Here is an 11,220-nt window from a genome sequence, read left to right on the forward strand (position 1 = left end):
GCTTCGGTGGCCGTGACCGCGATGACCGCCGTTCCGGTGGCTTCGACCGCGACGAGCGCCGCCCCGGCGGTTTCGCCGGCCGCGACGACCGCGGCGGCCGTTCCTTCGGCGACCGTCCGGCCCGTTCCTTCGGTGACCGTCCGTCCTTCGGCCGGGACCGCGACGAGCGCGGCGCCAGCAGCCGTCCGTTCGCGCGCCGCGACGACCACCGCTCCGGCGGCCGTCCGCAGGCCGACCGCGGTGGCTTCAACCGGGACCGCGGCGGTTTCGACCGCGAGCGCGGCGGCTTCAACCGCGACGACCGCAAGCCGCGCTGGAAGAACTGACCTGCTGACCTCGCACGACCGGTGGCCGACCGCCGGTCGGGCTGACTGAGGCCGGACACACGAAGGGCCCGCTCCGTTCCCGGAGCGGGCCCTTCGTGTTCCCCGACACCCCTGCACCCCCCTTGCGCACCCCCCTGCGCGCCCCGGGGCGTCGTTGTTCTGCAAGTGAGAATAACCTGTGGCGCCGGTCGGCGGTAGTCCCGTAGCGTCACCGGCATGAGCAGCAGACTGCGTGATGTGGCAGCGGTGAACGAGGAGATCGCCGAGCGGGGGAGCTACCGGACGGCCGGGGGCGAACTCGTGCAGGTAAGGGAGGAGTTGGCGGCGGCGAAGGCGGCCACGGTGTCGTACGCGCCGGCGGAGCTGGACGCTCTGCTGGCGTCCCCGGGGGCGGAGCGGGGAGCCTCGTCCGAGCCGGGGCCGGGGCCGGCGGCCGGGCGGATCGAGGTCACGGCCGAGGGGAGCGTCCAGGCCGCCCGCCGGCTGGTCGCGGCCGGCGCCGGGCCGGTCGGGGTGCTGAACTTCGCCTCCGCGCGCAACCCCGGCGGGGGCTACCTGCGCGGCGCCCGCGCCCAGGAGGAGGACCTGTGCCGCAGTGCGCTGCTGTACTCGTGCCTGCTCCAGGCGCCCGACTACTACGACGCCCACCGGGCCTCGACCGACCTGCGGTACAGCCACCGGGTGATCGTCTCGCCGGGCGTGCCGGTGATCCGGGACGGGCGCGGCGCCCTGCTGGACCGGCCCTACCCGGTCACCTTCCTGACCTCCCCGGCCCCCAACGCCGGCCAGCTGGAACGGCGTTCACCCGGTACGGACGTCCGCGGGGTGCTCGCCGAGCGGGCCGTCCGGGTGCTCGCCGCGGCGGCCCGGCACGAGGTCCGCGCCCTGGTGCTCGGTGCCTGGGGCTGCGGGGTGTTCCGCAACGACCCGGCCCAGGTGGCCGAGGCCTTCGAGGGCGCGCTGGCCCGGTACGGGGCCGCCTTCGACCAGGTGGTGTTCGCGGTCTGGGACCGCTCACCGGTCTCGGCCAACCGGGCGGCCTTCGAGGCCCGGTTCGGCCCGGCGGTCGACCCCGCCTGAGCCACCGCGTGCGGGCGGCTGCGGCTGGGCCACTGCGTGTGGCCGACCCGCCTGGGCCACTGCGTGCGGGCGGCTGCGGTTGGGCCACTGCGTGCGGGCGGCTGCGGTTGGGCCACTGCGTGCGGGCGGCTGCGGTTGGGCCACCGCGTGCGGGCGGCTGCGCCCGAGCTACCGCTTGCGGGCGGCCAGCACCGTGGCGGCCGTGGAGGCGGCCGTGACCACGCCGGTGACCGCGAGGACGGACGGCCAGGCGCCGATGCGCTTCGCGAGGGGGTGCGAGCCGCCGAAGGCCGCCACGTACAGGCCGGTCAGCGCCGCCGCGGCGGCCGGGCCCGTGGTCCGGCGCCACTGAGCGGCCGCCCCGGCACCGGCCACCGCCAGCACCGCGCCGCCCAACTCGCGCCGGCCGCTCCAGCGGGCGACGCCGTAGCCGCCGACCAGGCCGCTCGCCGCGGTCAGCGCCGCGGGCGCGGCGGCCGAGAGCACGTCCGGGACCTTCGCCATCGTCGACTCCACTCGTCACTCGTCGGGGCCGGGTCCGCGGGGGCCGCGGCCGCAGGGCTGCGTCGGCTTCCGACCATAACCCGGCGAACGGGACGGCCCACTGGGGCCTCCTACCGGAAGGCCTGCGCCGCCGGGACGCCCGGCACCGTCCGGGCCAGCAGCCGCGCCGCCTCCGCCCGGTCCAGCACCCGCTCCAGCCGCAGGTCGCCCGGGAGCTCCTGGATGAACCGCCCGGCCGACCAACTCCGCTCGTACGGCAGCGGCTCCAGCACCAGGGTGCGCACGCCGTCCAGGGCGGGGATGTCACCGGGCGTGCCCTCGTTCCAGAGCCAGGAGCCGTCCGGTGCCACCAGGTTGAAGGCGCCGGTGGCGATCAGCCGGCGGCCGTCCGGGACGCCGGTCCGGGCCAGCGCCACCACCTCCGGGTCCTGCGGGGCGCCGGGGAGGTGGCCGCCGCCGATCAGCACGTCGGCGAGCAGGGTGTGCAGTTGGAAGGTGTCGCTCAGGCCGCTCATCCGCAGCAGGTAACCGGTGCCGGTGGGTCGGTCGAGCACCAGCAGCGGCTCGTCGTCGAGCACCTGGGCCAGGTGGGCCAGGCCCTCGAGGTCGTGCCGCCCGCCCTGGTACCGGCCGATCAGCTCCAGCAGCACCTCGGTGACGCCCGAGGAGCGGGCCTCGGTCCGGGCCGGGGCGTGCGCGTAGACCGCCCAGGCGGCCTGCTGCCACAGGTGCAGCGTCCACCAGGCGACCACGGCCAGGTGCGCGGGCCACTCGGCCAGGTGCGCCGGGTCCGCGATCCGGGCGTGCGCCCCGGCCGGATCGTCCTCCTCCCGATCCGGCAGCGGCCCGCCGCCGGTCCGCGCCCAGTGCTCCACCAGCCGCTGGGCGCCGGTCAGCGCCCCGCGCAGGCCGGCCAGTACCGGCCCGGAGCAGGCCACCGGATCGGCGCCGGACTCCACGCAGGCGCCGACGACCATGGCCAGGTGGGCCCGGGGGAACGGCGGGGCGTCCGGCAGCAGCGCGGCCAGCCGCGGGCCGGCGGCCTGCCGCTCGGCGACTCCCGCAGAACCGAACAGCGCGCCGACCGGTCCCAGGAACCGGCCGACGTGCTCGTCGTACCCGGCCGCGACCACCGCCTCCAGCTCGGCCACGGCGCCGAGCAGGGTGGGCTGCTGACGTCGCGACGGGACGTGGTCGCCGGTCGGCTGGGCGTTCTGCTCGGTGGACATCCGCCGCAGCATAGGCGGCGCGGTCCGTCCACCGGAAACCCCTGCCGGGTTCCGCCCCGGTGACGGATACTCGCGCGGTGACCGCGACCCCCGTGCCCCCCGGCACCCGCCAGGCCGCGGAGGCCCAGGAGGCTTCCGAACCCGCCTTGAAGGTGGCGCCGTTGGAACTCTTCCTGGACCTCGTCTTCATCTTCACCATCACCCAGCTCACCGGCAGCCTGGTCCACCACCTCACCCTCGGCGGGTTCGCCCAGGTGCTGGTGATGCTCGGCCTGATCTGGTGGATGTACGACGCGTTCATCTGGCTGACCAACGCACTGCCGCCGCGCACCCGGGGTCCGGGCGGGGCGCTGATGCTGGCGATGGGCGCCTTCCTGGTGATCGCGCTGTCCGTCCCGCACGCCTTCGAGGGCGGCGGCGCCGCCTTCGGCTGGGCGTACCTGCTGGTGGTCGCGCTGCACACCGGGATGTTCGTCGCCGCCGGGGTGACGCCCGCCGCGGTGCTGCGGATGGGGGCGTCCAACCTGGTCGTCGGCACCCTGGTCGTGACCGGCGGCTACCTCGCCGGTACAGCCCAACTGGTCTGCTGGGCGGTGGCCTTCGCGATGCAGTTCATCACCCCGCGGGTGGCCCGGCTGCCCGAGTTCCGGCTGCGCGCGGACCACTTCGTGGAACGGCACGGGCTGATCGTGATCATCGCCTTCGGCGAGTCGGTGATCGCGGTCGGGGCGGGCGCCGGAACGGCCGAGCTCGGGCCCGCCCTGATCGCCGTCGCCCTGCTCTGCCTGGCCGTGTGCGTCGGCCTCTGGTGGGCGTGCTTCGGGTACGACGACGACGCGCACGCCGAGCACCACATGGCGGCGCTGCCCTCCGCCGAACGCAACCGGGCCGCCGTCACCGTCTACTACCTCGGCCACTTCGGGTTGCTCCTCGGCGTGCTGCTGTTCGCCGCCGGGGTGAAGTCGGCGGTCGCCCACCCCGGCGCCGCGACCACCCTCCCGCAGGCCGTCGCGCTGGCCGGGGGCATCACCCTCTACCTGGCGGCGAACACGGCCGTCCGGCGCTTCTTCGGGCTGCGCCCCCAACTGCCCCGGCTGGTCGGTGCGATGGCCGTCGCGGTGACCGTTCCGCTGGGCACCGGGGTCTCCGCACTGGCCCAAGTGGGCGCGGTCGTGGCCGTGCTGGCCGCTGTGTTCGGGTACGAGTCCGGCTGTCGGCCGCCGGTGGGAGACTCCCGTCATGACTGACCGAGGGACTGACCGAGGGACTGACCGAGCGACTGACCGAGCGACTGAGCGAGCGACTCAGCGAGGGACCGACCGAGGGGTCGACCGGGAGACCGTCCGGGGGGCCGGCGCCGGGGCCGGCGGCGTGGGCGAGGCCGCGATCACCGACGGCCGCTACCGGATCCGCAACGTCGGCAGCGGCCTGCTGCTCGAGGTCGCCCAGGGCTCCCGGCGCAGCGGCGCCCGGGTGCGCGTGGGCGCGGACGACGGCTCCGAGGCGCAGCTCTGGCAGCTCAGCGCCGTCCACCCGGGCGGCGCGCTGTTCCACATCGAGAGCGCCGCCGGGGGCAAACGCCTGGACGTCACCGGCGCCTCCCCGGAGGACGGCGTCCCGATCCAGCTGTGGTCCGCCAACGCCTTCGGTGCGCAGGAGTGGCTGCTGGAGGCCCACGTCGACGCGCCGGGGACGTACACCGTCACCAGCTTCATCAGCGGCAAGCCGCTGACCGCCCCGGCGGAGCCGGACGCGGGCGTCCAGCAGTGGGAGGACGTGGACGCGCCCACCCAGTGGTGGCGCTTCGAGCGGTGGGGGTAGGGGCTCAGCCGGAGAGGTTGGCGCGGACGGCGTCGAGTTCGGCCTCGGTGACGCCCTGGGCCAGGAGGTAGGCCGGGACGGTGCCGTGGTGGCTGCGGATCCAGGCGAGGGAGGAGGCGATGAGCTCGGCGCCCACCGGACGGGAGACGCGCTCGGTGCCGGCCTCGTCGATGTACGGGACGGGCCCGCGGTCCAGGCCGAGGCCCGCGTTGGAGCGCAGGAAGTCGGTGGTGATGTCGGCGTCGGAGGCGCCCAGCAGGGACTGCAGGACGGCGATGGTCAAGCCGGTGCGGTCCTTGCCGACGGCGCAGTGGACGACGGCCGGCAGCGCCTCCGGGGCGGCCAGGCGGCGGATGACCGCGGCGAGCGAGGGCCCGGCGGTCTCCGGCATGAAGGTGTAGAGGGCGGCCTGGTCCTCGGGCCAGGGCCGGTCGAGGTCCTCGCGGTTGGCGGGCAGGGTCGGCAGGCTGAGGGTCTCGTGGTCGAGGTCGTGCCGCTGGTCCGGCCAGACCTGGAGTTCGACCGGGCTGCGCAGGTCGATGACCGTCCGCAGGCCGAGGGCCTTCAGCCGACGGGCGCCCTCCTCGGTGAGCAGGTGGAACGAGCCGGAGCGGTACAGCACGCCCCGGCGCAGGGTGCCGACCCCGCCGGCGTCACGGAAGTTGCGCACACCGGGGATGTCGATGAAGGCGTCGGTCATGGCGTCCACCGTACGGGCGAGGCCGGACCGGCGGAAGGAAACCGGAGGAGGCGGTGCGTTGAAACCCCGGCCCGTGGAGCGCTGGCCGCCCTCCGGCCCCTCGGTCCCCGGCGCCTCGGTCCCCGGCGCCTCGGTCCCCGGCCCCCGGCGCCTCGGTCCCTGGCGCCTCGGTCCCCGGCTGCTGAGCCCGGGGAGCGGAGCCGTGGCGGGTGGCCCTCAGCGCCCCCCGGAGACCTCCAGGAACGCCCCCGTGGTGTACGAGGCGGCCGGGGAGAGCAGGAACAGGACCGCCTCGGCGACCTCCTCCGGCTGCCCGCCGCGCCGCATCGGCAGGCCCGGCGCGACGCGGTCGATCCGGCCGGGCTCGCCGCCGAGTGCGTGGATGCCGGTGTGGATCAGGCCCGGGCGGACGCAGTTGACCCGGATGCCCTCGGCCGCGACCTCCAGCGCCAGCCCGCGGGTCATCGAGTCCACCGCGCCCTTGGCGGCCGCGTAGTCGACGTACTCGTTCGGTGAGCCGAGCCGGGAGGCCGCCGAGCCGACGTTGACGATCGCGCCGCCGCGCCCGCCGTACCGGGTGGACATCCGACGGACGGCCTGGGCGGCGCACAGGAAGGGCCCGGTGACGTTGGCGGCCCAGATCCGGTTCAGCCGGGCCTCGTCGATGTCCTCCAGCCGGCACTGCTTCTCCAGTGCGCCCGCGTTGTTCACCAGGGCGGTGAGCGGCCCGAGTTCGGCGTCCACGGTGGTGAACAGCCGCTCCACCTCGGCGGTGCGGCTGACGTCGGCCCGTACGGCCAGGGCGGTGCCGCCCTCGGCCCGGATGGCGTCCACCACGGCGGCGGCCGAGGCGTCGTCCGTACGGTAGTTGACGCAGACCCGGTAGCCGCGGCGGGCGGCCAGCCGGGCGGTCGCGGCACCGATGCCGCGGCCGGCGCCGGTGACGACGAGGACGTCGTCGGTGCTGGTGGTCGTCATGGCCCGTACGCTACCCGGCCGTTCGACCGGAGGCGCGGGACATCGCGGCCCGCAGGGCGGCGACCTTCGGAGCCCGGCTCTTCGGCGAGTCCAGGCTGAAGCCGCGGGCATCGCCGAGCTCGTCCCGGACGAAGGCCTCGGTGCGGGTCAGGGCGTCGCGCAGCGCGTCGTCCGGCGGGACGAACAGCTGGTGGACGATCTCGGCCCGCTCGGTGTCGTACTCCCACAGGCCGACGATCCGCCCGCGGTCGAGCACCAGGTGGGTCTGCGGGTCGGCCTCGGTGCCGAAGGTGCGCCCGGCGCGGCCGGCCGGCAGGGGGCGGGCGGCGTCGGCCGGGTCGAGCAGCCGGGGCAGGTCGCGGTGGAGCAGGTGGATGCCGTCGATGCCGGCCAGCAGCGTGTAGTGCGGATCCCTCGGCACCTCGAAAGCGGCGAACTCCTTGGCGAGTTCGGGCGGCATCAGCAGGTCGGAGCCGGGCGCGAGCGGGACCAGCCCGGCCTCGGCGGCGGCCCGCCGGGCGGTGGCGGCGGTGAAGCCGGAGAACCAGCGGAAGTGCTTGAGGGTGGCGGGGGCGGCCCAGGAGAAGTACCGGCGGGCGAGGTCGACGGCGTCCCCGCGGACCGGCTGGTCCCAGCCGACGTAGCCGTAACGCTGCTGGTCCAGACGGCCGTTGACCGGCACCCGGCGGATCCGGCCGCGCGCCTGCAGCAGACCGAGGGCGAGCGGCAGGGTGGTCGTCAGGCCGCGTTTGCGGCCCGCCTCGCCGAGCGGCCGGGCGGCGTCACCGACCGCCGCCCGGATGGCGGCCGGATCCAGTGGCCCGCTGCCGGCCAGGACCCGTTCGACGGCCAGGCAGAGCTGCTCCACCTCGTCCCGGCCGACCCCCAGGTGCTTGGCCGCCGAGGCCAGTTCGCCCTCCGGGGCGGCCGCGCCGGCGGCCAGGCCGAGCGCGAAGTCGGCGGCGGGCAGCACGTACGTGCAGCCGCGTGCGGACGGCAGCTCGTGCACCTCGAGGGCGGCCACCGCCGCGTCCACGGCCGCTCGGCCGAGTCCGGCCCGGGCGAACAGGCCCAGGTACGGGGCCGCACCGCCCACCGAACGGGCCCAGCCGGTGGCGGCCAGCACCTCGGCGGCGGACGCCCCGGTGTGCGGGCGGTCCAGCCACTGCCGGTGCGACCACCAGGCCCGCAACCTCTCGATGCCGACGGCCTGCGGGTGGGGATCATGCTCCATGGAGCCAGTATCGGCGGCGGAAGCGCCTCGGAGCGGAAACTCGCTCGCCCGGCGCGGCCCGCAGCGGGGAGGATTGCGGGACGGAGGCGGTGGCCGTCCGTCCGTCCCTGCGTCCGTCTGTCCGCCCGCCCGCCCGTGCGTCTGGCCGCCTGTCGGTCCGGTCGCCCGTCCGTCCGTGAGGCCTTTGAGCCGGAGCTCCGGGGCCATCTCGGCGGCGGCCTCGGATCCGACGTTCGATTCGAGCTGGCGGCCGGCCTCCGGTCCGCCCTTCGAGAGGAGTCCGCCCGTGGCCGCCGCCCCCGGCACCGTCCTGCTGTCCGGCATCGTCGGCTCCACCGCGTACGGCTTCGCCCACGCCGGCTCGGACCTCGACCGGCTGGGCCTGTTCGCCACCCCCACCGAGGAGTTGCACGGCCTGCACCGCCCGGTCGAGTCGCACGTCACCACCGCGCCCGACGTCACCCTGCACGAGGCCGCCAAGTGGTGCCGGCTGGCGCTGTCCTGCAACCCGACCGCCTCCGAGCTGGTCTGGCTGCCGGAGGACCTGTACGAGACCGTCACCCCGCTCGGCCGCGAGCTGGTGGGGATCCGCTCGGCCTTCCTCAGCGGGCCGGCCGTCCGCAAGGCCTATCTCGGCTACGCCGACCAGCAGTTCCGCAAACTGCTGAGCCGCGACACCACCGACCCGGCGAGCCGCCGCCGGGCCGCCAAGCACGCCCGGCACCTGGTCCGGCTGGTGGAGCAGGCCGTCCGGCTGCACGAGACCGGCCGGAACCTGATCCGGCTGCCCGACCCGGAGCGCGTCCGAGAGCTGGGCGAACACATCGCGGACCGCCCGGACAGCGCCGGGGCCCTGCTCGCCGACGCCGCCGAACGGCTCGCCCGGCCCGGGGTGCTGCCTGACGCCCCCGACCCGCGCCCCGCCGAGGCCTGGCTCCGCCGCGTCCGCGCCGCCCACTACCGGCCGCCGCAGAGCCGGCTCTCCGAGCCTTCGCACTGAGCCCGCCCCACGGGTCGCGGCAGGACCCCCGCCAAGGCGCCGCCAAGGCACCCCGCCACGGCACCCCGCCACGGCACCCCGCCAAGGCACCCTGCCAAGGCACCCCGCCACGGCGCGCCACCGCGGGACCCCGCCACGGCGCCCGTCCCACCGGCCCGGCGCGCCCGGCCAATCCACTGGCGGAGCCCTGGGCCCCACCGGGTAGGATCGCCGTGGCCCTCCCCACCAGGCACCACCGGGACCGGGGCCGCGGGCCGCTAGCTCAATTGGCAGAGCTGCGGACTTTTAATCCGTAGGTTCAGGGTTCGAGCCCCTGGCGGCCCACCGAACGACCAAGGCTCCTACCAGCGCGGATTGTGCCGGTAGGAGCCTTGTCCGTAGATCCAGTGCAGGCGCATGGTGACAATGCTGGCCCGGTGCTGGCCCGAAGGTTACTGAAGCCTCGTGCTCATGCGGGTACAGGCAGCGTGCCGGTGTTCAGAACACACCGTCCCCGCGGATGCCGTGGACGATCCGTTGCGCGGCCGCGTAGCCGTCGGCGATCGTCTCGGGCAGCCACTGCACGCCGTCCCATCGCTCGATGAGCCGAGGCTCGTCCGGGGCCACGTGGGCTGGCCGGTCCCGGCCGTCGAGGTGTACGGCGCGTAGCTCGCCGACCGGGCGCTGGAGGGCGTCTCGGCACGCGGCCCACAGCTCCAGGGGCTCGTCCTCGTCCACTGTGCGCACCTCCCTCGGCGAGCCGAGCGTACTCCGTCACCGCAGCGGCCAGCTGTTGGTCGTGGTGTCCAGCCAGGCCCGGTGTTCGCCGTCGGGCCTGACGGTCAGTCCGAACCGGCACGGCCCGGGCCGGCCGTTGTCGAGCCACCACTGGTATGCGGCCTCGACCTCGTCCCACGGCCGGCGCGGGCCGTGCTGCCACACCGTGTACCGGCCGGCGTCCTCGGTACCGTCCCAGTCGACGGCGGCCCACGAGGTGCCGTCGGTGGTGGCTACCCACAGCCGTGTGGCCACGCCGTCCACCTCGGGGTCGTGGTGCCAGGCGTACCAGAGGTCTCCGAGGCGAAGCCCGAGGGCGAACTGGGTCTCGACCCCGGCGTCGGCGACGGACCAGGGGTCCAGGGTCGTGACGGACTCGGTGGGCTGGTGGTCGTCGTGTACGACGTCCCGGAACAGCAACAGGTCCGGCCGCTGGGTGCGCATCAGCATGAAGGCCGAATCAGGGGAGTAGCGGCCGGCGGCGCTGCCGTCGTCGCCGACGGTCAGCTGGACCAGGCCGCCGCAGATCCACGGGGAGTCCCACGGCGCGAGGATCGTCCCACCCGTTCTGGTCTGTGCGATCCACGCAGGCGGGATCCGCCGCACGGAGCATGTGGCGACCACGCGGTCGTAGGCCTGCCCGGGGGCCCAGCCGAGGCGGCCGTCGCCGCACACGACGGTCGGCGCGTACCCGAGGCTCGCGAGCGTGGACCGGGCGCGGGCCGCGAGCGCGGGGTCGACTTCGACGGTAACTACGTTCGCGTCGCCGAGGCGATGGGCGAGCAGCGCGGCATTCCAGCCAGTGCCGGTGCCGATCTCCAGGACGCGGGTGCCGGCGGTGAGGTCGAGGGCGTCGAGCATCGCGATCACGATCGACGGCGCAGATGCCGAGCATGACGGCCATGCGTCGGCCGGGTCATCGGGCTCCCGCCCGTCGTTGATCTGCGTCACAACCGGCGCATCGGCATAGGCCGAGGCGAGCCACCGCTCAGGCGCGTCCCGGCGATCACACACGTCGTAGGCGTCGCCGTGTAGCAGCCACACCCTGTCAGGGAGGAATCGGGCGCGCGGCACTGCCGCGATGGCGCGGCCCCACACGGCGGCGACGTCGTAGCCGATGGACTGGGAGACGGCGCGGAGCAGGCCGCGCGCGGCGGCCTGCTCCTGGTGCTGGCTGGTCACTTGCCCTTACCGCCGCCGTGCTTGCCGCCCGACGGCGCCGACGACGTGTCCGGGGAGGGCTTCGACTTCCCGAAGTCCTTGCCCCCGCCTCCGTGCTTGCCCTGGCCGCCGTCGTTGGCGCCGCTGCCGCCGCCGGAGCTGCCGCCCTTACCAGTGCCCCATCCCATGGGAGCCTCCTACCTGGTCGTGGTCGTGGTCGTGGTGGTGACGTCCGGCCCCGGGCCGGGCGGGGCCGGGCCGGTCGGGGGCGGGGGTGCGGTGGTCATCGCGATGCTCCTCTCGGTGGTGCTTGAGTGGTGCGGCCTCCCGACGCTGAGAAGCGATTCCCAAACCGAAGGCAGGGTCACGTTTTCGCAGGTGAGGTGTGTGGCCGTCGCTCGGTAGGCATGCTCGGACCGTCGTGTTGGTGC

At 75.3% G+C, this 11,220-nt stretch carries 12 protein-coding genes, 1 tRNA gene and 1 pseudogene; 6 read left to right on the plus strand and 8 right to left on the minus strand.

What is annotated here, in order from left to right:
• Positions 1-326: pseudogene (locus ABT247_RS11735) on the plus strand (DEAD/DEAH box helicase); the annotation flags it as partial.
• A gap of 216 nt (positions 327-542) precedes the next feature.
• Positions 543-1,406, plus strand: coding sequence for a TIGR02452 family protein (locus tag ABT247_RS11740; RefSeq protein WP_350741482.1), 864 nt, complete (start codon positions 543-545; stop codon positions 1,404-1,406).
• A gap of 168 nt (positions 1,407-1,574) precedes the next feature.
• Here the strand turns inward: ABT247_RS11740 and ABT247_RS11745 are convergent, their stop codons facing one another.
• Both ABT247_RS11745 and ABT247_RS11750 read right to left on the minus strand, forming a co-directional pair.
• Complete coding sequence (locus ABT247_RS11745) at positions 1,575-1,910, minus strand: hypothetical protein (RefSeq protein WP_350741484.1); 336 nt, start codon at positions 1,908-1,910, stop codon at positions 1,575-1,577.
• 110 nt (positions 1,911-2,020) lie between these two features.
• A complete protein-coding gene (locus ABT247_RS11750) occupies positions 2,021-3,139 on the minus strand; it encodes a hypothetical protein (protein ID WP_350741486.1) in 1,119 nt (372 codons plus the stop codon).
• 77 nt (positions 3,140-3,216) lie between these two features.
• Here ABT247_RS11750 and ABT247_RS11755 point away from each other — a divergent pair, with 77 nt between their 5' ends.
• Positions 3,217-4,386 (plus strand): low temperature requirement protein A, encoded by a 1,170-nt coding sequence (locus ABT247_RS11755; protein WP_350741488.1) that lies wholly within the window; start codon positions 3,217-3,219, stop codon positions 4,384-4,386.
• Positions 4,387-4,510: 124 nt separating this feature from the next.
• Positions 4,511-4,960, plus strand: coding sequence for an RICIN domain-containing protein (locus ABT247_RS11760; RefSeq protein ID WP_350741490.1), 450 nt, complete (start codon positions 4,511-4,513; stop codon positions 4,958-4,960).
• A 4-nt stretch (positions 4,961-4,964) separates the two neighbouring features.
• Here ABT247_RS11760 and ABT247_RS11765 read toward each other — a convergent pair whose 3' ends face one another.
• From ABT247_RS11765 to ABT247_RS11775, 3 genes are all read right to left on the minus strand, one after another.
• Complete coding sequence (locus tag ABT247_RS11765; RefSeq protein ID WP_350741492.1) at positions 4,965-5,660, minus strand: tyrosine-protein phosphatase; 696 nt, start codon at positions 5,658-5,660, stop codon at positions 4,965-4,967.
• A 216-nt stretch (positions 5,661-5,876) separates the two neighbouring features.
• Positions 5,877-6,638 (minus strand): SDR family oxidoreductase, encoded by a 762-nt coding sequence (locus tag ABT247_RS11770; protein WP_350741494.1) that lies wholly within the window; start codon positions 6,636-6,638, stop codon positions 5,877-5,879.
• 10 nt (positions 6,639-6,648) lie between these two features.
• Positions 6,649-7,872, minus strand: a complete 1,224-nt coding sequence (locus ABT247_RS11775) for a DNA glycosylase AlkZ-like family protein (RefSeq protein WP_350741496.1) — start codon at positions 7,870-7,872, stop codon at positions 6,649-6,651.
• A gap of 286 nt (positions 7,873-8,158) precedes the next feature.
• On the opposite strand from ABT247_RS11775, the gene ABT247_RS11780 reads away from it, so the two are divergent.
• Both ABT247_RS11780 and ABT247_RS11785 read left to right on the plus strand, forming a co-directional pair.
• Positions 8,159-8,872, plus strand: coding sequence for a nucleotidyltransferase domain-containing protein (locus ABT247_RS11780; RefSeq protein ID WP_350741498.1), 714 nt, complete (start codon positions 8,159-8,161; stop codon positions 8,870-8,872).
• Between the two features lie 251 nt (positions 8,873-9,123).
• A tRNA-Lys gene (locus ABT247_RS11785) sits at positions 9,124-9,196 on the plus strand.
• A 153-nt stretch (positions 9,197-9,349) separates the two neighbouring features.
• On the opposite strand, the gene ABT247_RS11790 is transcribed toward ABT247_RS11785, so the two are convergent.
• The 3 genes from ABT247_RS11790 to ABT247_RS11800 are packed head-to-tail and all read right to left on the minus strand — an operon-like array spanning position 9,350 to position 10,977.
• The gene (locus tag ABT247_RS11790) at positions 9,350-9,598 is read right to left on the minus strand and encodes a DUF6087 family protein (protein WP_350741500.1); all 249 of its coding nucleotides are present in this window, start codon (positions 9,596-9,598) and stop codon (positions 9,350-9,352) included.
• A 27-nt stretch (positions 9,599-9,625) separates the two neighbouring features.
• Positions 9,626-10,810, minus strand: a complete 1,185-nt coding sequence (locus ABT247_RS11795; RefSeq protein WP_350741502.1) for a methyltransferase domain-containing protein — start codon at positions 10,808-10,810, stop codon at positions 9,626-9,628.
• Entirely contained in the window at positions 10,807-10,977 is a 171-nt protein-coding gene (locus tag ABT247_RS11800; RefSeq protein WP_350741504.1) for a hypothetical protein, read from the minus strand. Before ABT247_RS11800 ends, ABT247_RS11795 begins: the two co-directional genes overlap by 4 nt.
• Between the last annotated feature and the right edge of the window lie 243 nt (positions 10,978-11,220).

It is taken from the genome of Kitasatospora sp. NPDC001539 (genome assembly GCF_040298565.1).
Classification (GTDB): Bacteria; Actinomycetota; Actinomycetes; order Streptomycetales; family Streptomycetaceae; genus Kitasatospora.